This is a genomic window from Pseudomonas sp. BGI-2 (assembly GCF_004310295.1).
Taxonomy (GTDB): Bacteria; Pseudomonadota; Gammaproteobacteria; order Pseudomonadales; family Pseudomonadaceae; genus Aquipseudomonas.
This window is the reverse complement of sequence record NZ_SISB01000002.1, coordinates 185,566-206,340: the sequence shown is the minus strand read 5'-3', so window position 1 is coordinate 206,340 and position 20,775 is coordinate 185,566. Positions and strand designations below refer to the sequence as shown.

General features: G+C 57.4%; 8 protein-coding genes. 1 reads left to right on the top strand and 7 read right to left on the bottom strand.

Annotated features, from left to right (window positions below):
• Window positions 1-26: 26 nt before the first annotated feature.
• Window positions 27-812, bottom strand: coding sequence for a hypothetical protein (locus tag EYC95_RS02150; RefSeq protein WP_131058890.1), 786 nt, complete (start codon window positions 810-812; stop codon window positions 27-29).
• Window positions 813-1,070: 258 nt separating this feature from the next.
• On the opposite strand from EYC95_RS02150, the gene EYC95_RS02145 reads away from it, so the two are divergent.
• Complete coding sequence (locus EYC95_RS02145) at window positions 1,071-1,667, top strand: MarC family protein (RefSeq protein ID WP_017336334.1); 597 nt, start codon at window positions 1,071-1,073, stop codon at window positions 1,665-1,667.
• Between the two features lie 21 nt (window positions 1,668-1,688).
• On the opposite strand, the gene EYC95_RS02140 is transcribed toward EYC95_RS02145, so the two are convergent.
• From EYC95_RS02140 to cobG, 6 genes are all read right to left on the bottom strand, one after another.
• Window positions 1,689-8,780 (bottom strand): TcdA/TcdB pore-forming domain-containing protein, encoded by a 7,092-nt coding sequence (locus EYC95_RS02140; RefSeq protein WP_165557414.1) that lies wholly within the window; start codon window positions 8,778-8,780, stop codon window positions 1,689-1,691.
• Window positions 8,781-8,892: 112 nt separating this feature from the next.
• Window positions 8,893-15,936, bottom strand: a complete 7,044-nt coding sequence (locus tag EYC95_RS02135) for a TcdA/TcdB pore-forming domain-containing protein (protein WP_165557413.1) — start codon at window positions 15,934-15,936, stop codon at window positions 8,893-8,895.
• 419 nt (window positions 15,937-16,355) lie between these two features.
• Window positions 16,356-18,056, bottom strand: coding sequence for a precorrin-3B C(17)-methyltransferase (gene cobJ / locus EYC95_RS02130; protein ID WP_131058888.1), 1,701 nt, complete (start codon window positions 18,054-18,056; stop codon window positions 16,356-16,358).
• Window positions 18,056-18,787, bottom strand: coding sequence for a precorrin-2 C(20)-methyltransferase (locus tag EYC95_RS02125; protein WP_131058953.1), 732 nt, complete (start codon window positions 18,785-18,787; stop codon window positions 18,056-18,058). The genes cobJ and EYC95_RS02125 overlap by 1 nt, the downstream gene beginning before the upstream one ends.
• A complete protein-coding gene (locus tag EYC95_RS02120) occupies window positions 18,787-19,413 on the bottom strand; it encodes a precorrin-8X methylmutase (RefSeq protein ID WP_131058887.1) in 627 nt (208 codons plus the stop codon). The genes EYC95_RS02125 and EYC95_RS02120 overlap by 1 nt, the downstream gene beginning before the upstream one ends.
• A complete protein-coding gene (gene cobG / locus EYC95_RS02115) occupies window positions 19,406-20,713 on the bottom strand; it encodes a precorrin-3B synthase (RefSeq protein ID WP_131058886.1) in 1,308 nt (435 codons plus the stop codon). Before cobG ends, EYC95_RS02120 begins: the two co-directional genes overlap by 8 nt.
• Between the last annotated feature and the right edge of the window lie 62 nt (window positions 20,714-20,775).

The window sequence follows — 20,775 nt, the reverse complement described above, 5'->3', positions numbered from 1 at the left end:
TGTTTCGACCGCCCTTCCAGACCCTATCAAATATCGTAGTCGAGTTTATCAGTCGAGTACTTAACAAGTTTCGATGCAATCAACTCACGAGTAGCCGCAGCCTGCAGATCATTCTTTTCGAAAACTGATTCACCGCGATACAGATTTACATTACGAACATCCACATCGACGAACAGCACTTTTCTCGATGAATTCTCGCGTAGAAAACGTACTGTACCAATGGCAAAAACAGAAGCACCGTTAACATCGATACACGAGCCGGCCGATATGCCACCCACACCATGTTTCAGCAAGTTGCTCTCATAAAGCGTCAATGCGGTATCGCGTTTTTGCAGGGCGGAAATCGCATCCCCCGCGGTTTTCAGCATCAGAGCAGCAGCCGGGCCCGGTACGGCAAGGCCTGTGACTACCGAAGCAAGGATCTCCAGTACCAACTTGTCCATGCGGACACTGGTTCCCGACACGTCCAGATCATTGAAGTATTTGCTAGTCTCCGCCCAACCAATCTCACCCATGACTTTACGGAACTGCGCGTACCATTCCTTGCCCTGGTGCTCCAGTGGAAACTGTTTGTTTGCCACAAGCGTCGCATACTGATAAGCATTCTGTGCGTCACTGCGGTTAATACCGGTGAGGTTACCGCTGAAACTAATAAGGCCTTCGCCTACGATCGATCCCTTCGACGGCACTTCAACTTCGTCACCCGACGCAAACAAACCGCGGGGTCGAATAAATAGTTGTTCACCCAGGTCATAAGCCTGAAGACTTTTTAAACAGGCAGCAATATGAACTTCACTAGACAAATTATTCACGACTTCTTCCTTATCGACATTAATGCAAGCTCATCATGAACTTGCTGGAAGAAACGATAAACAAACAAACTCACTCTGACAAACCCAAACTTGTAACATCATCCACAGAATCAATCACAAACAACTAACCAATCAAACTCAGTCGAACAGACTACACGTGAAGAAAAATAACTTTCAGATCTTTTAAACTCGACACCCACAGACAATTGGCCGACTGATAGACTCCGACTCACCCCTCTCTGGATGCGAGCCAAAACCATGCTCCACGTGTTATTCAGCGTTTACCTGAAGATGCTGGTGCTCTACAGCCCGTTCTTCGTGTTGTCCTGCTTCATCAGTCTGACCCGCGGTTATTCACGCAAGGAACAGCGTCGACTGGCCTGGAAAGTGGCAACCGCCACGCTGGTGTCCAGCGTTTTGCTATACCTGTTCGGGCGGGTCATTTTCAATGTCTTCGGCATCACCGTGGACGCGTTCCGCATCGGCGCCGGCAGCGTGCTGTTTATCTCGGCACTGGGCATGGCCCAAGGCAAGTCGGCGGTGCAGACCGACAATGTGCAGCAGGACGTGACCATCGTCCCGCTGACCATTCCATTGACGGTCGGCCCCGGCACCATCGGTGCCTTGCTGGTCATGGGCGTGAGCCAGCCACATTGGGACGACAAACTCACGGCCATTCTCAGTATTGCCCTGGCCAGTTTTACGGTCGGCGTGGTGCTTTATCTGTCCAACCGCATCGAGCGGATTCTCGGTGACCAAGGGTTGCAGATCGTCAGCCGGTTGATGGGATTGTTTGTGTGCGCGCTGGCGGCACAGATTATCTTCACGGGCGTGAAAGGTTATCTGGTGCCGTAATCAGCCAGTGAGCGCTACGTTCTAAATAGCCGCTTCTGCGATCACCTCGACCTGATAATTCGACATCAGCTCCGTCAACGTTGCGCTGCCGGAAGCGCCCTTTTGTCTCAGCAACTCGGTGACTATTTCCGACACCGCACGTGATCGATAGCCATTGAGCGAAAGGAACACGTCACCCCGCAACGCCACATCCGCTGAGTAAACGCCGCGAAAAATCAGGCTGTGCCCGCTGTCCAGGCCGTTCATCACCAAGTGTTCATCGACCAGGCTGACCCATAACCGATCCATGATTGAAGCGTCCAGAATCAATTTCCCCGGAATCAAGGGTGGGCGCTCAAGCGGATAACGACAATCGACGATGACCGATTCAAGTTTCAACCACGCCGCCCGGGTCAGCCGGCCAGTCGTTGCCCCTTGACCCATTTTGAGCACCAGGATGCTGACATCATCGGCAATCAACGGGAGAAGGTCATGAGCCGTCTTCGGTCCCTCGACCACCAGGACTTCGGCGTTTCGCTGAACATAGTCGAGCGGCCCGACCGTGCTGTTTTGCGGATAGGTGTGCAACAAACCATCCCCGCGTTCGTGCAGCATCACATTGGTTTGATCCCGGGTGCCCACCAGCGCGTATTGCGCAGTAATGCCGGCTTTCGGAATCCGGATCAATCGTCCGGTCCGGACCACATACCATTGAAGGCTGTCAGGGTCTTTTACGGACAGAAAATCGGCGCATCGATGTTCGTTCGCCAGCACCGCCAGCCCCTCTCTCAATGGTCGTTTCAGTGCGGTGACCCAGCGGCTGTCCACACCCGTAATCCGTAACGGTTCGTTGTGCTGTAAATCCACCTCCAGGCCACCGAGCGTCGTCGCCCTCAGGCCAGCACCGTCCACTTTCACGTCGGTAAAGATCCAGGGCGCCCATTCCTGCATCGGGGCGGGCAATGCCTCAGCTTGCAAAAGTCTGGTTCCTTGGCCGAATGCAGCGCCCAATAGTTTCGTATCGATAAAGCGCTGGCTGAAAACCTTGCCTGTTGAAAGATCGAACAACCAGGCGGCCTGATTGTCTGGAGCGATACTCAGCAACCGCACTTCTTTTCCATGGCCAAGATCCGCGAGCAACAGCCGATCGTCCAGGTACCAGGCGCACAAACCGGCGCCCCCGGTAAAGTTGGTCAACCCAAGGAGGGCGAAACTAGCCACCGGGTACCGCGTCGACACCGCTGGCAATGCTGACCACCATTGGGTTCGATCCTTTAACCAGGTTTCAGTCAATCCGCCCAAGTGCAGATACCCGTCCGGCGTCATATTGAAGAACAGGCCGGAGTCGGTCAGGGCGAGATGGCCCTGCTCAACAGCGACAACATTTTTCAGCCCTGTGGGGGCAATCTCTCTGGAGGACCATTGCACGCGCCCCTCCACCATTGACCTTTGCTGTCGCACGAGGCTTCCAACAGGCTTGTCGAAAGTGACGAACACCTCGCCCTCAGCACTGGCGGGAGCAATCAGTAAAAGGGTATTCAAGGCCTTGATCGAATCCTCCCATCCCCGCGCATGGTGACGCCGGGCAGCCGCACGGATGATCAACCCGTCAACATCGCGGACCCAGACCAGATCACGAGACGTGTCTTCGAACTGCCAACAAATCGAAACCAGCGCCCCAGGGCGCCAATTCACGGTATCGATGGACTCTGCGGGCAACACATAATCGCCCAGTACCTGCTTCCAGTCCGTGAGCGTGTCGACCTGTAAAACGGCCGGCAATGCTGGGTCGTGACCGCGGGTGATTGAGCCAAGCAACACTGCCCCGTCATGGATCACATAGGTCAGCTCATCGTGCGGGCCTTCCTTGGGAGTGGACCGCTGAACGATCTGAATGCCACCGTTGACCACAGCCTCACAGCGGGCAATCGTCAAGCCATCTCTGAGCAGCAAACGATAGCGCTGAACCAGCGTGCCGGTGATCGCGTCGACCTGCCAGACATCGAAGTTCTCGGGGTGATAGAAGTAGGCCGAGCCCTCGACCACCGCTCCCAACACGACCTCATCGGCCAACAAGACATTCGGATCGCGGATATACAGAAAACGATCCTGAGCCGAGTCGTAATACGCGGCCACTGTCCTCGGCTCGTCCGGCTTTTCAAACGGCACCACAAAGTTGTGAACGGGGGTGTAAGGCATGGTCAGTCGATGTTCACGCGCCAGTGACTTGAAGTGGTCCAGCAACGCTTGCTCCCCGAGCGCCGGATCGGCCTCTTCTTCGACCACCTCCAACGTCAGGGCAACAAGATCAACGCGCATGATTGTGTTACTCGCAAGCTTGAGCAACACATCGTGAACGCCGCCACTGAACTTCACACCCAGCGTATCCGCAACGAGGCTACCCGCAGCGGCTATGCGGATGTCTGCTTCGGCCAGCCAGGGAGCCTGCAGCACCCAGCGCATGGCCGTGTGACCGGGCGCGTGGAGTTCAAGGTTGACCCCGGGATTGAGCAGTACGGAACAGCGGGCGCCTGCTCCTTCTATACGGTAGGAAACCATGCCATGCCACGCCTTTGGCAGTGCAGGCACCACCAGCGAGCGCTCAATGTTGTCGAGACGAACGTTGAACACCGTTGGTTTGTAGACAGGGTTCAGCCGGTTGACCACGTATTCGCCGGGAAACGAATAGAACGAAAACAGAAATTGCCATTGCCCCTGTGCATTCTTTTTCTCCAGCCGACGGGCCGTATCGAATCCGCCGGCATGACGAAACGAGACAAACGGCAGCAACTTGTACTCATAGCCGTACCAGGTTTTGGGTGTGCAGGGCAAAACGATCGCCTGCCCGGGCTGCGGCGAAAAAGACGCCGAGTCGGGCAACCCTAGGCCCACACGGATATCGGTGGCGCGGTTGTAATCCACATCGAAACCCGGAACCCCTAGATGGTCCCGAAGCGGGAACAACCTGGGGCTGTCGAAACGGATGCTGGATGCACGCAAATCAAGATCGGCGAATACCAGCAAAGGGTGCGCAATCCAGGCATTCGAGGCCTTGTCCAGATGATAGCCGTCCTGTAGATAAGCCTTTTCCAGCCCCTCAAAAAACCGGGCGACCTCTTTGGCTTCCTCGGCAATGGTGGCAAATCCTTCGGCCAGCGCAGCGACGCCCACCGCCAACCCGCCCAGAATCACCCCGGCACCGCCCAGCACCGCCGCCACGGTACCCGCGCCCACTAATGCCGCACCAAGCCCGGCTGCGCCCAACACGGCGCTCGCGGAGTCGAATGCCAGCTGCGTCCCGAACTGCGCCTTTTCAATGTCATTGGTGGCATGGCTCAACTGGTAGATATCAAACCCGACATTCACCATCCCCAACACCGTACCGACGCCTTCATTCGCCACATGACCCAATGCCTTTTGCACCAACGGCGCACTGGTACGGGCGATCAGCTTTTCATCGTCCAGCGCCTGACGCACCAGTGCCACAACGCCAATCACATCCACCACGTTGCCGTGGACCAGCTGGGCGTAGTTGACGTAGGCATGCAAACGAATGGCAGTGGTCAGTGCCTTGTCACCACCGCTGACCTCGCCTTCGTGATGGCGCAACGCGTTCATCAAGGCCTGTACGGTAAAACCGGCATTGAGCGTATGGACGCTACCGGCGTCCGTCGCGTCAGCCGAGCCGGCCGGCTCATGCGGTTGCGCTGCCAACGTATGGAAGGTTTCCGAGAGGTAGTTCTTGATCCTCAGGAATCGATGGTCAGCGGTGGTGACGCGCACAACGGTCTGAGCAGGATCGGTATCGACCAGACTGATTTTGTACTCGCCTGTCGGGGTGATCTCCAGTGACTCGAACAACGCAACGGCGCCCGACGACAGCCCGTGTTGCTCCTGCAACTGCCGTGTCGCCTGCGCGATCTGCCCGCCCCACCAGTGTGCGTCCAGTTCCAGTAACGAATTGCCCAGTACCCCATTTTTGACCAGCGACTGTCCTCGCGCGCTGGCCAGCCGCTGCCTGACCCGAGGCGCCTGCTCAGGCAGGCTGTCCGAATCGGAAAGACTGGACACCCGGACACCCGACGACAGCACCGTTGCATTGAGTCGACCCGCGTCGAGCTCAATCAAATCAAAGGTTGGACGAGCAAGCTCGCCATACGCGGCGTAAGGCCTGGCCATCTCTTGCCGAACAAAAAAATGGGTCAGCGCCGCGCTGAGCGCTTCAGCAGTATCGAACTCGAAAACACCGAAATTCGGATCGTAGAAATGATAGGTACTGCGCTCGTCAACGACACTTTTGGCCACCAGCATCGAGTGGTTATCCGAGTTGAGCATCAACGTGCTGCTGACGGTTTTCTCTTCAAGCATCGCAATCACCTGTGCCAGATCGGCGCGCTCCACCGGCCCACCCAGGTCATGAACGTCGACATCGCGAAGCTCTTCGAGAATGCTCACGAATGCCGTCGAATCGCGGGTACCGGGCTCGATGACCGCCAGGTAAAACCGCTCGCGAAGGATGTTGCCCGCTTCGTTCCCTTTGCTGATCGCAGCCGCCATGGCCAATGACAACGGATAACAGCGCCCGGCGATCCGGTCACCGGCGCCCTGGAGCAACAAGTCTTGTGGCACCAGTTTGAAAGTGCCGTGATTGAAGCTTTCGAGCACATCGGTCATACGCTCGCCAATCCGGTCACGGAACTCGAGTTTTGCGACCTGCTGAATACGGGCGACCTGGCGCCCCCATTGCAGCAAGGTCAGAGACTGCTCCAGCGCCTGTTTCTTCAACTCGATGCTGGTCTCGGACAACGCTACGAAGGGTGTCGAGGCGCTGGCCAAACCGGCAACGAAAGCAGGGTGATTTTCTTTGAACAGCTCCCGCTCAATGGCCCCGTAACGATGGGATACGCCCAACTCGGACACGTTGTTGGCGAGGTTTTCCAGCCGTGCACTGACGAGATCAAAGTTGCGTTTATCCATTGCCCGCGCGCCCAGCAACGAACCGATCAACAACCGCTGCCGGGGGTCAAGCTGTTCAACCTGCAAAGTGTCCCGGCCAATTCGATGAAGCAATTCGTCCAGAGGCAAATCCCCGGCCGCCGGCTCACCGACCAACGACGGCGGTAGCGCGATTTCCTGTGCGAGGATGGATTGACGCTCGTCAAAGCCCAGTTGCAACGGCTTGTCGAAAGTCTCCTCACCGGTGGTCCGCTGACTCATCGCTCGCAAAAAGGGTTCGCCAAAGTGTTGCGCCAGGGATTGCAGCAGTTCGGTCGACAACACATGTCGACCTTCAATGACAGGCCAGCCATGGTCGAAATGGATCGTCCGGCTCTTAAGCAACTGATCCACTTTCCCCACGTAACGCGCCTTGAATTGCCCGGTCTCCCAACGTTGTTTTTCGTTTTTGAGCCAGTCGACGGTGTCACTTTCGTTTTCTTTCCAGGAGTGGTCCTGCTCCTCCTCGGTGTCCCGGTTCACCGCTGCGGCGGGGTCAATAGCCACATCGTTTCGCCAGACGCCCGCGGCACGAGGGGTGAAGTGCATTTTTGCGTAATCCGCGAGCGCATCGCGCACCGCAGCAGGCCCGGTCAAATAGATGGTCACTTCGCTTTGGGGGCGAATGCCGTCGCTGTAGTAAAAGGTTGCAGCCTTGGCCAGAAAATACAGCGCGAGTTCTACATCCGCCGGCAGAGCATGCAAAAGGCCGAACTGTTCTTCGACGACCTCCAGCGCAATACGACTGATGGCCTCAGCGTCGATAGCGGCGACCTGGTTCTCCATGGCCAAACGGGCCGTAGCATCAACGATCTCATAATTGAGTTTGAAACGATCGATCACGGCGCTCAACATGACCGATCCGGGATGAGCCATTAGAAACGCATTACTGAGGCTGCCCCCCTCGGTAACCGCTCGCATTCCGTTCGGACGAACGAGACGTTCTTTGGGGGCGCGAAAAACACTGGTCAACTGCGGGCGACTTTTAGCGAAATTTTCCAGCGCCGGTCGATGCTCTTCAGGAATGTACTTAACGTAGCTTTTGTACTGACTCCTCGATGCTTCGCGACCAGGCATCCATTGCGGGTTTTGATCGAGCAACAACTGCATTACGCCCAGGCGTGCATCGCTGCTGAATTGACTGATGTCCACATCGCCCAGCCTCTCCACAAGAGATGGCAGGTTATCGACATCCGCATAATTTCCACCTTCAGCCATCAAGGCCTCAATGCGTACCACATCGGAGGCCGCTGCAAAATTTCCTCGCAGACTGATTTCCCGTTGGTAAATGTCCTGCAAGTGAAGCGGTGTTACATTCGCCGCAAGATCACGAAGTTCCACGCCGGCCTCGCCCAGTGCCGAAATACTCTGGCCATTTTTGTCACGCAAGGCCTTCAGGCTTGCTTCATTCTGGCCGTATCCACGAACCAGAAGATCAATACGTGCGTCATCCGGGTTAACACCGCGCCCTACCGCTTTATTGATATGGGCGAACATTTGTTGTTTGAGAACAATGGCCCGTTCCTCATATTTATCACCAAGATCATTATTGGATTCAGTGCTATGCCCACCATTAATCATCGCATCGGCCTTCGCGGCTTCGACAATGATCCGGTTGGTTTCATAGGCCAGTAATGCATCGCTGTCGTACCAGAGCTTCACGGCATAGCCCTGCCCGGCCAACACCTTGTTCCAGACATTAATGTAGTCACGCTGGATAGGTCCGAGGCCACCTCCAAGCCAGACGAAGTGCAGATTTTTCGGCACTTCGAAAGCCGCGACACTCAGCTGTTCAATGCTGTCGGACAGGCGCACCTGAAAGTCTTCGATTCTGTCGCGGATTTCAGTCAGGCCCGGAGCGGCAGCGCCCTGCTGTGCAGCTGGCGGTTCCATCCCCGCCGCACGTCGACGCCGGCGCTTGGGTTCAACAAAAGACCCGAGCGCCTCGCGCAGCAACCCAAGTGGGGCAAGCATTCTCGGAAAATCGAGCACGGCGATACAAGCGAAGTAATACCGAAACACCGCGTCGTATTCGTCTGTCCCTTTATGCTCCTGTAACGCCTGTTCAAGATCAGACAGTTTAAACAGATCAATAAAATTGACGTAGCCGTTCACACGACGAACAGTTTGCTCACCCATAAAGATACTTCCCTGTATGTAAGAGCGGCCTCAGGACGAGGCCGCCGACACTCACGAAGATTTCTTCTTCGTACTAACGAGGGCAGACACCCACTTGTCACCCCCTGTTTGTTTAGACCGAGTTCAACTTCTCGACGAGCGCCTTCAATTCAAGACTGCTTTCCTCCTGATCGAACAGGGTTTGCCACAGTTCATGGACGTTGACCTCAAGCGTACCGCCAAGGACTTTCACACTCAGTTTCAGCGACTGGGCCAATGCCCAGTCCTCGGATTGCGCCGAACGAAAAACAAGGCTGCTGCCGTTGTCGGGGTCAGTGAACACCAGGTGTTTGTCCGCCCGGGCGACACGCCAGTTGTCCTGCGCTCCGGTGGCCAGAATCAGCTGCGTGGGCACAGCATCAACACCCGGCCAGGCAGTGCAATCGACCACAATGCAGTCGAAGTGCTGCCAGTCGGTTTCCGACACGTGATAAGTCGACCCCGTTTCAGCGCAGCCCAAAATCAATGTGCTGACACCGTCGGGCACCAGGGCCAGAAGATCTTTTACCTCTCCCGAAACTTCCAGCGTCATGACTTCACCCTCCCGGCTGGCCTTGTTCGCCGCGACCCACAGAACCTCACTGCTATTGCGGTTGAAAATCAAGCCGTCCACCGGATCAAACAACAGCGCAACGCGCCCTCGTTTCGTACCGAGGAAGTTCGCCCATTGCCCGTCAGCCCTACCGGAAATATCAAATACACGATTGAGTTCGGGTACGTAATAGGCGTAACGGTTGGTCGAATTCCCGATCGGCAGGTAAGGCGCATGTGCCTGACCGGACACTAAATCTTTCAGGCGACCCGCCAGTGCTTCAGTCGACTCCATGTAACGATAGGTCCAGGCGTACTCGACACTGATGATCCTTGCCGGTTCGTCTTCAATCAGTTCAAGATTGACCCCGTCACGGGTACGGCCACGCAAACCGGTGCCGTCGGGCAGCACTTCAGAAAACGACCATGGGCTCCACACTTTTTCTGGTTGAGGGAGCGCCTCGGCATTGACCAGATGCAAGCCGTTGCCGAACGCGCGGCTCAACTGCTCAGGCTCGATAAACGCCTGACGAAAGAGCTGTCCAGCGGAAACATCCAACAGCCAGGCCGCCCGACCATCAGGTGTGGTTGCCACTAACCGCACTACCGATGCTGGCCCAAAATCTGCAATCAACCACTGACGGCCGGTATACCAGGCGCGCAACTTTCTATCCCTTGTACTGTTCTCTAAACCAAGAATGGCAACGCTCGACGCTAGATGGTCGTTGGCAACGGCTTCAACCGCTGTCCACCATTCAAAATCAAAGTCTATTGGCCCCTTGGCCTCATTCAGCCAGTCTGCGGTTATCGCAGCCAACTGCGATTGCCCTTGGTCATCGATATCGAAATAAAACCCCTCGAGGGTCAACGCGAGATAGCGACGCTCATTGGGCACGACCTCTATCACATTGTAGGGTTCGATAATCTCGGCCCGCACATTCACGGCGGTAGTGGCCGGGTCGATCTTCCGGCGATAAAGGGTACGATTGCGCTTGTCGAAAAACAGGAAGACATCACCCGCACGTGTAGCGGGTGTCAGCAATGACGGACTCACCGCCCCCCCCGGCCCTTCTGTCTGCGGCACATCGGGCCCGATCAAAAGGCCATCTGCACCACGCACCCAAGTACTGACCGGATCCTTTTTACCCTCAAACAACGGGGTGATCGAGACAAACTCCGCCGGCTTGTAGTCCACGACCTTCACTTGGGTCAAAGGCCAAAGTTTCGAATCCGTGACCAATAACTCGTAATCCCAAAAGAAGTTTGACCACCCTTTCATCTCCTTCTTGAGCAACAGGCTTTGCTGACGCTCGGTCAGATGGCCGGCGATTGCCATCAACTTGACGTCCTCCTCACCTAACAGGTAGATCACCTCGGCTTCACGCCCTGTGCGCTGTGTCACCTGCTGAACGATGCGAATGACCCCGTGCCCTAGATCTTGAAACACCGAAATGTTCGAGCCGGGCACCGGATCCATCAGACGATAGAATCGATTGACCTGCCCCGTGACCACATCAGAACGCCAGACAAGCGCTTCGCGGGGACAAAAGAAATACGCCTGTCCTCCTATCACCTCGCCCAGGCTGACTTGATCCGCCAGCGCCGATGGCAGGTCTCGAGAGTAGATAAAGCGATCACGGGCCTGCTCATAAAAAGCCGTTGTGAGTTGTGGTTCTTGTGGGTCTGCGAACGGAACCGGGAAATTCTCTACCGCTGTGAACGGGCTGGCCAGACGATGGGTGCGGGCCAACTCCCTGACTCGGACCTGGACAGTCGCGATATCGACAGTCAGATCAGTCTCCAGCCGTTCGATCAACAACTTCCGATCCGTCCAGTCAACCCGATATGAATGATGCGAGGTCTGGATAACCAATTCAGGCGTATCCGTAACCTGGACGTTTATAGCCCCCAGCTTCAGCTGCCCCTCATCAACAACGACATCTGCTTCGTTTAACCAGAGCGCGCGCAAGGTCCAGGCCATGGGACGAGATTTTTGAACCTGGGACAGAGTCACCGATTGCACGCCCGGGTCAAGTGTCAACGCACAATAGCCACCCTCTCCTTCAATACTGTAAGACAACTTTCCGTGCAATGTTTTGGGCAGTTCGGGTACCAGCAACGAACGTGGCGCCTCATCGAGCAAGACCCTGATCGTTGTGTCGACCTCCACCGGATACAAGTTATGCAAAATGTATTCGGAGGGAAATTTGTAAAAGGTAAACCAGAACTGACGATTGCCTGCTGCGTCGTGTTCCAGTTTCAGGGCGGTTTCAAAATGCTCGGATCGCGTGGTCGATAACGGCAGCGCCGAGTAATCAAAGCCGAACCAGGTCTTGGCTACGCAGGGCAGGACGATGGTTTGAAAGGTCGACGGATCGGTGACCGTGGCATGCTCCGGCAACCCGAGACTTGTCCGGATATTAATGGCATTTGAACGATCAGGGTTCTGATCCGGCACATGCAACGTGGTGGTGGTGGCCGACAAAATCTCCTGGCTATCGAAGGTCATTCGCTTCCTGCGCAAATCGATCTCGCGAATGTCTGCGTATGGATTCGGATAAAACACACCCTCCCTGACCGAGTGCCCCCCCGTGCGATAGGCTTTGTCGACGCGGTTCAGGTACTGACCTACCCGCCGCCCTCGCTCCAACGTACCGTTGAACCCTTCTACCAGCGCGCCCACGCCAATGGCCAATCCGCCCAGAATCACTCCGGCGCCACCAAGAAATGCAGCCGTCGTAGTCGCACCGGCAAGTCCGGCGCCCACCCCGGCCACCGAAAGCCCCAGCCCTAGCGAATCGAACGCCAGTTGGGTAGCGTATTGAGCCCGTTGCAGATCGTCCCTGGCATTGGCCAGCAGATAGATATCGAAGCCCACCGTGGCGAGTTGCAACACGGTGGCCAGACCATCTCTGGCAATGTGTCCCAGCGCGTTGACCACCACCGAGGAGGTGGTCCGGGCCACCAGCTGTGCATCGCTCAACGCCACCTGGAACAATTTGACCAGCTCTACGACGTCGAGCAAATTACCGTGGACCAGTTGCGCGTAACTGAGGTAGCCATGCATTCGCACGGCAGTCGTCAGGCTCCGGTCTTCATTGATGTCGCCGACCTGCTCATGGGTTTTGAGCGCCAACAGCAACGCCTGAACTGTAAAGGCCGCATTCAAGGTATGCACGGCACTGACGTCAGTCGGGTCAACCTTGCCCGGAACGGACGGCTTTACTGAAAGGGTCTGGAAGGTTTCTGTCAGATAGGAACGGATTCGCGACAAAACGCCATCAGCGCTGGAGACCCGGACCGTGCGCGCAGGGTCCTTGATATTGACCAGGCTGATATCATATCGACCGCCTGGCACCTCTCGGACGCTGTCGAACACCGGAACGTATTCTTTCCCAAGGTTGCTTTCCGTGCGAAGACGATCAGTGCTCTGCTGAATTTGCTGCGCCCAGTGGCGGGTATCCAGCTCGTTCAAACCGCGCCCCAATCGGGCATTTTCCGACAACGAACGGGCCCTCAATGCGGCTTGATGTTCCCATGGCGTCACGGTCACACCGGCACTGATCGGGTCATGGCTCAGCAAGCCCGACACATTATTGCGCGACGGTAGCCGCTGATCGGCAATGAGCGGGCCATTGAGGTCAACGACGTTGAAAGCAGCGTCCTTCAGTTGACCGATGTCATACAGTCTGGCGAGCTCGGGATTGCCAAGAAACTGCTCTAGACCCAGTCGCAGGTTCTGAACCTGTTCAAACCCGAAGACACCGAAGTTCGGATCATAAAAGCGGTAGCCCATCGACGCCCCATCAACCACTTTTGCGACCAGCAGGGAATGGCTTTCGGTGTTAAGCATCAGTGTGCTGGTGGAAGTCCTGGCTTCCAGTGTTTGCAGGATCTGGTCCAGCCGGGACGCACCCAACAAAGTGCCGGAGCGCGCCATCGGTACCGTGCGCAGCTCATCGAGGGTTGTGAGAAATGCATGGGTTTCATTGGCGTCGGGCGAGAGGTTGGCATTGGCCAGTCTGCCGCTCAAAGCGTCCACGGCAGAGGTGCCCTTTTCGAGGGCCGCTGCCATGGCCAACACCAGTGGATAACAACGCCTTCCGGGATCGCCTTCACCCCTGATCAGCAATCCCTGAGGCATTAACCTCCCGCTGGAAGCGCCCTGTGCAATGAAGGTTTCCAGCACCGTGGCACTGCGCTCGAAAATAACGTGACGCAGCTCGTATTGGGCCTGGAGCTGGATCCCGGCAATGTGCTCACCCCATTGACGTATGCTCAATGGTTCAGCGAAGGCCAGACCTTTGAGCACCGCAGACTTTTCCGTGGTTCGCGTGTCAGGCACGGGTGTATTGAAGCCAGCCTCAAATGCCGCGCTGTTCTGCTCACGAAGGGTCTGCTCAATCTGTTCGTAGCGCGCACCGAGTCCACGATCCTGGGTGTTGCCGGCGAGGGAACGGGTTGCCTCCCAGGCATCAGCGAAGCCCTCGATGTCCAGAGTTGTCGCGCCAAACAGTCCACCGAACACCAAGCGGTGCAGGGGGCTCAATTGCTCAACAGGCAACTTGTTGCCGGCGATCCGTGTCAGCGCTTCATTCAGATTACCGAACAGCTCGGCGCCTACCGATGGCGGCAGCTCAAGGGCGGGCTGCGCCAGGATCATCTGACGCTGTTCGAAGCTGAGGGCGATACGTCTACCGACGGGGATGTCGCCACTCAATTTGTCATTCATCGCACGGATGAACGGCGCGCCCAAATCATCGAGCAATTGTTGCAGAACCGACGTCAACAATACCTGTTTGCCCTCAATGACCGGCCAGCCTTGTTTGAAGGTGAGCGTTTGCTCTTTCAGCAACTCCGTCACATTGCCGATGTAACGAGATTTGAGTTTGCCTGTCTTCCATTTTTCATTTTCTTTTGCCAGCCACTCGTCCTCAGAACCATTGACCGTCCAGCCAGAAACCATTTCTTCTTCGGTGTAGACGTTATAACCCTCGGTCAATTTCAGCCGTGTACGAACCGTCTCCAGATGATCGGGCTCAAGGTGCTTCAACATATAATTAAGCAACCCGCTCGAAGCGGCGCCAGGCCCGGTCAGGGTAATAGTGCCTCTAGCGCCTATGCGAATCCCGTCCTGGTAATACGTGCCAATAGCTTCGACAAGTTTGCTCGTAGAGAAGTTAATTGATTCCGGAAACTTCCCTTCGGCCTGTTTTTTATCAACGACACTCAGAATGACGTCATATAACCGATCTTTATCATCCGGGGTTATACCTTCCTTGCTGAGTTGGCGTTCAACCTCGTGCAGGCAGTCATAATTCAACCGAATCATTTGCATGATGGCTTGTGTCATTCCGCTGCCCGGATGAGCCAGAAAATGAGCGTTCATCTCACCCGCACTGGGTGACCCGAATGCAGTGCCCATGCGAAACCCGTCCCGCGGCACCAAACTTTCCTTCGGGGCAGTAAAGACTTCGCCAATATTAGGTTTGCTGCGGGCGAACGTAAGCAGTGCTTCTTTATGCTCGGCGGGAATTCTGCCAGTTCTATCAGCATAGCGTTGTTGATCGCGACCAGGCATCAAAGCGTCGTTATGATTTAGCAGAAGTTGCAGCACGCCGATTCGTGCTTGCTCGTCAAATCCACTGATATCAACTCCACCCGGCTTTTCGATCAAGGGTGGCAAATAGTCCATGTCACTGTAACGACCCCCTTCCAGATACTCGGCCTGTAAACGGACAACATCGCTGGCCGCGGCAAAGTTGCCGCGCATGGCGACCTCACGCTGATAGACATCCCGTAGAAAGTGACCGGCAAATTCATGGCGAACATCGCGCAACCGCAGATCAGGCCCGATCATGGACGTATGACTGTCAAGACACCGCTGGCGGAAAGCCTCAAGAATCGCTCGATCCTTGCCATAGGCTTGAACCATCAGGTCAATTCGCGCCTCATCTGCCCGGCCAGCCCATTGTGCTTGATTGAGATGATCCGCCATCTGCAGCTTCAGCACCCGCGCACGATCTTCAATCATTTGCGACAGATTGGCGGGCCTCGTCACCCGATCCCCTCCTGACGCCATCGCATGAACTCTGGCACTGTCAAGAATCACCCGATTCATTTCAAAGGCCAATAATGCGTCGCTGTCGTACCAAAGATTGAATTTGTAATTCTGCGCCGCCAGCATTTCTCGCCAGATATTCATGTAGTCCCGCTGAATAGCGCCGACCTCACTGCCACCTACCCATACAAAGTGCATGATCCTGGGCACGGGATCAGCCACTGTTGAAAGCATGGCCACAGTATTTGCGAGTCTGGATGTATATCGTGTTAGCCCGGCATATGCCTGTTCGAGCAAAGGCAAAGGTTTCGACTTTTGACGAAGCAACGATTCAAATGTGCTTTGGAACAACTTAACCGGCATCAGCTTTTCATTGGGATCATTAATTTCAACGGCGGCCTGATAATACCTCTCTAACGCTTCATACTCTGCGCTCTCAAAAAACTCGCTGAAGCCGCCTTTAATTTTCGAAAACTCTGCGACCGAGGGGAAACCATGACCATGCGCAGCGCTTGTCCCATTCATTACATTCACATCCTTGCTCCAGTATTGGCAGAACTGCCATTCAAGCACGCGAACTCGCTCGCGCATTCAACATTGGCAAGCGCCGTAATCAAATAGAACCTCAGCTGGCTTATGACTCATCACCGTGAAGACGAGCCACTGGTCAACATTCTAAATACCACGCAACGCGCACAACTTGAGAGCAAGCTATTGCAAAAGAGACAGCCATTCAAACTCAACAAACTTCAAATAATGTCATATGAAACATCAAATAACATTCAACTACAGCATCCCGACGATGCTGTACCTATAAATCGTTAAAAAACGACCTATAAAAAAGGCCGTGAACTAGAGAGTCCACGACCTTCTGTAACGACACGACTTGAATGCAGTTCAGGTTCTCCACCTGTAAAACACTCGATCGTTAGACCGCATAGTCATCAGGACGGCGGCTTTGTACCGTACCACCGCGGGGTGTACACCCATTCGCCGCCTTCGGCGCGAGGGAAGGTGCAGGTAGTGGACGAGCCGATCAGCACCATGGTGCGCATGTCCACCTGATCCGCGGTCAACTGCCCCAAAGTGATAACGCGCAGGGTCTGGCCCGGACGACCGACATCTCGCCCCAACACCACCGGTGTTTCGCCATTGCGGTGCTGCGCGACAATCTCTAGTGCTCGCCCTAATTGCCAAGGTCGCGAACGCGAGATCGGGTTGTAGAACGCCAGCGCCAGGTCGGCTTGAGACGCCAAATCCAGACGTTTCTCGATGATCGACCATGGCTTGAGGTTGTCCGACAGCGACATCACGCAGAAGTCATGTCCCAGTGGCGCGCCGGCCTGGGCCGCCGTTGCCAGGGACGCAGAGACGCCCGGTAAAATCTCCAGATCAACGCTGTGCCAGCTCGGATCGCTCGACTCGTGCAATGCTTCGAGCACCGCCGCCGCCATGGCGAATACGCCCGGATCCCCCGACGAAACCACCACCACCGAACGCCCCTGAGCCGCCAGTTCAAAGGCGTGGCGAGCGCGCTGCATTTCCTCGCGGTTGTCAGTGCAATGCAGCACTTGATCATCGCGGAACGGCCCGGCCATGCGCACGTAGGTTTCATAACCCAGCACGTCATTGGCCCGCGCCAGTTCTGCCTTGACCGCCGGCACCATCAGTTCAGCGGCGCCAGGGCCCAGGCCGATCACGGCCAAACGACCGCGCGCGCGACCGATCTGTGCAAGCTCCAGCGGCTGACTGGTCACCGCGATGGCGATGCCGGTATCTGCCGACAGGACGGTAGCGTTCGGCACTGTGCGGGCCAGCTCACTGACGCCGCCGCTGACCGAGGCAAACCGCAGCGGCACGCCCAGTTCAAGCGCGGCTTCGCGCAACGCAGGACTGGCCATGAGCAGATCGCTGGCCAGCAGGCAGGCCAGCGACTGCGCAGCGATGTTCGCCTGATGCAGCGCTGCGCGAATCGCATTCGGCAAATCCGCCACTTCGGCGTTCACCGCCACCAGCACGCTACGCGGGTAGATCAACAATTCATTGGCCGACGGTGTGCGTTCGGCACTGCCGACGTGGATCGACAACTGCGCCTGCGGGTCTTCCGGTAACTGCGCTTGCGCAAGCCACGGCGCGGCGCCTTCGATGCGCACACTTTGGCCGGCGAGCAAATCCGAGACGAAGCGCTTGCCCAGTTCCAGATCACCGAGGGCGTAACCGCTGGGTGGATTGAGCAGGCAGGTGCCGAAGCGCAATTCACCGCTGGTGGTGATCGCCGCAGCGACCTCGAGACTGGCTGCAATCTCCCGCGCCATGACGTTCACGCCACCGAGGCCGCCGAGCAGCGGCACCACGGCGCTACCGTCTTCGGCTACGGCCAGCACCGGTGGCTCCGCGCCCTTCTCCAGCAGCAACGGCGCCAACGTGCGGATCACGATGCCCGCTGCGCACAAGGCAATAATGGGAGTGTCTTGCTGATAAAGCTCGCGCAAGGTCGCGCCGAACTCGTGATAGACACGATCCGCGCCTTCAACCCGTTCGGCCAGGCCGTGGATCAAGGCGCCGGGGTAGACCTGCTGGATCTTGCGCGCGGTCGCGAGGCTGCCATTGCCAAGAATGACAATCGCCGGAACTGGACGGGCCATCAGCCTTGCCACCGTTCGCCTGGAACAATGATCAACGAGAAGTACGGCGAGGACATCGGCTCGACCTGATCCAGCGCAACGATCTTCTGATTGGCCATGGTCGCGCGCTCGACGTACAGCGCACGCTCTGCCAGACCGAGTTCTTCGAGCACCTGACGGACCTTGGGAAAATTGCGCCCCAGCTTCATGATCACCGCCGCATCGGCATCGGCCAGCCGACGTTTGAGGTCCTCGTGAGGCAGCACGCCGGACAGCACCGACAGGCTCTGATTGCGATACACCAACGGCGCGCCCAGTACCGAAGCGCCGCCGAGCATCGAGCAAACACCTGGTACGACTTCGGCTTCGTAGCGTTCGGCCAGTCGATCGTGCAGGTACATGTAGGAACCATAGAAGAACGGATCGCCTTCGCAGATCACGGCCACGTCACGACCGGCATCCAGATGCGCGGCGAGTTCTTCGCCCGCCGCATCGTAGAAATCGCTGATCACTTGCTCGTACGACAGCGGGGACGGCAGCGCTTCGGTGGTCACCGGGTACACCAGCGGCAACAGCGTTTGCGCGTCCTGCAAATGCGCTTCGATGATGCCGAAGGCGTTGCCCTTTTTTCCCTTGGCGACGAAGTACGCCACCACGGGCGATTCGCGCAGCAGGCGCAGGGCTTTGACGGTAATCAGTTCCGGATCACCGGGGCCGACGCCCAGGCCGATCAAGCGTCCAGGTGACTGCATCATTCGATCTCCGTGGCGAGGGCGTTGACGGCGGCGGCGGCCATGGCGCTACCGCCCAGCCGGCCTTGCATGATGACAAACGGCACGCCGCGACTGTCTGCCGCCAGCGCTGCCTTGGATTCGGCGGCGCCGACGAAGCCGACCGGGAAGCCGAGGATCAACGCCGGTTTCGGTGCGCCGGCATCGAGCATTTCCAAAAGATAGAACAGAGCGGTCGGTGCGTTGCCGATCACCACCACGCTGCCTTCCAGATGCGGGCGCCACAGTTCCAGCGCGGCGGCGGAACGGGTGTTGCCCAACTCACGTGCGAGTTCTGGAACGCTTTCATCGCGCAGGGTGCAGATCACCTGGTTGTTGGCCGGCAAACGCGTGCGGGTCACGCCTTCGCTGACCATTCGCGCATCGCACAGAATCGGCGCGCCGGCGGCCAGCGCCTCACGCCCGGCCTTGCCCGCGCCTGCGGAAAATTGCAGCCCGTCGATGGCATCGACCATGCCGCAGGCGTGGATCACCCGCACCGCGAGTTTTTCCAGATCGGCCGGGATTCGCTCGAGGTTGGCCTCGGCACGAATGATCGCGAAGGAGTTGCGATAGATCTCCTGACCGTCGCGGATGTAATCAAGCATCAAGGGGGCTCCGTGAGCGGGCGTCGAGCAAGGCCGCGACCGCTTCAATAGTAAGATTGCGTGCGTGCAGCGCGCCGAAACCCGGCTGCGCTGCATCGCGAAAATAGAGGTCGTAGTGACCGAGAGAAACCGCCAGCAAAGTGACCGGTGCGATGTGCGCGGCCGCGCAGGAACGCTGGCAGCCGGACAGGTGTACGTTCAGCGCCTGGCCGTGGCGTTGCAGCAGCGCCGCCAGTTGTCGGGCATCGACCTTGGTGTCGGCCAGGCCTTTGCCGCAGCCGGTCGAGCCGGTGCAGGCGATGAGGTGCGCCAGGGCATCATCGGTCGAACAACGCAGGCCGAGGTGTTCGAGGCTGTGGATAACGTGAGGCGCATCGTCGCCAAAGACACCGGGCAATAACAGGCTCTGCCAAGGCGTGAAACGCAACGTGCCGTCGCCCTGTTCGCGCGCCAGTTGTGCGGCGCCCCTGAGCATCGCCGGATTCAGGCGGCCCAGCGGAGGCACAGCACCGATGTAGACACGCCCGGCGTCACGCTGTGGATGGGTGCCGATGTGCAGGGCGCCTGGAGTTGCCTCGCGCTGCCAAGCCTTGATGGACATCAACGGCACACGCTCGGCGAGGCGTGCGAGAAACGTGTCGAGCGAACACTCGGCGAGCAGGTGCCGCATGCGGGTCTGCTCGGGGCGTGCCAATTCCAGGAACAACTCCAGCACCGCGACCACCAATGCATGGCCCTGCTCCAGCAACACCGCGCCTACGGGCGCGTCGACAAGGCAACCCGCCAGACCGAATGCAAACACCCGCGTACCGTCTCGTTCAGCTGCGGACAACCAAAGATCATGGGGATGCTCGAGCATCACCAGACGTTCGCCGCCATCCAGTTGCACGGCGAACTTGGCGCTGAGGTCGTGGAAGCGTTCATCGCTTTGCAGCGTCGTGAGGATCTGCTCAGCCAGCGGGCGCGTATCGACCAGCATCTGTTGATCAATGCCGGCGCCGGGGCTGAGCATCAGATTGCGCACATCGTCGCCCGCCACGCTGCTCGGGCCGAGACCCGCCAACATCAAACTGTCGATCAACGCGCCGTGCTCACGGCCTATCCCGCGGATTTGCAGGTTGGCGCGGTTGGTTGCCTCGATCACCCCGCCAGCGAATCGCTCGGCGGCATCGGCCACTGCTTCGGCCTGAGCCACGCTGATCGAACCGCCATTCAACTTGATTCGGCAGATGCCGCCATCCAGCGCCTGGACAATACGCAGCAATCCCGGGCAGGCCGAGGGGCGTAAGGCTGAGGACATCGGGCGTTCGTTCAAGGGGGCGACCGGCAATGGGGAAAGACGCTTCGCGGGCGAAGGCGCGG

Excerpts from the sequence above, each read along its gene's own strand:
- EYC95_RS02145 (WP_017336334.1), top strand. The coding sequence starts at position 1,071 with ATGCTCCACGTGTTATTCAGCGTTTACCTGAAGATGCTGGTGCTCTAC.
- EYC95_RS02140 (WP_165557414.1), bottom strand. The coding sequence starts at position 8,780 with ATGGGTGAGCAAACTGTTCGTCGTGTGAACGGCTACGTCAATTTTATT.
- EYC95_RS02135 (WP_165557413.1), bottom strand. The coding sequence starts at position 15,936 with ATGAATGGGACAAGCGCTGCGCATGGTCATGGTTTCCCCTCGGTCGCA.
- cobJ (WP_131058888.1), bottom strand. The coding sequence starts at position 18,056 with ATGGCCCGTCCAGTTCCGGCGATTGTCATTCTTGGCAATGGCAGCCTC.
- EYC95_RS02125 (WP_131058953.1), bottom strand. The coding sequence starts at position 18,787 with ATGCAGTCACCTGGACGCTTGATCGGCCTGGGCGTCGGCCCCGGTGAT.
- EYC95_RS02120 (WP_131058887.1), bottom strand. The coding sequence starts at position 19,413 with ATGCTTGATTACATCCGCGACGGTCAGGAGATCTATCGCAACTCCTTC.
- cobG (WP_131058886.1), bottom strand. The coding sequence starts at position 20,713 with ATGTCCTCAGCCTTACGCCCCTCGGCCTGCCCGGGATTGCTGCGTATT.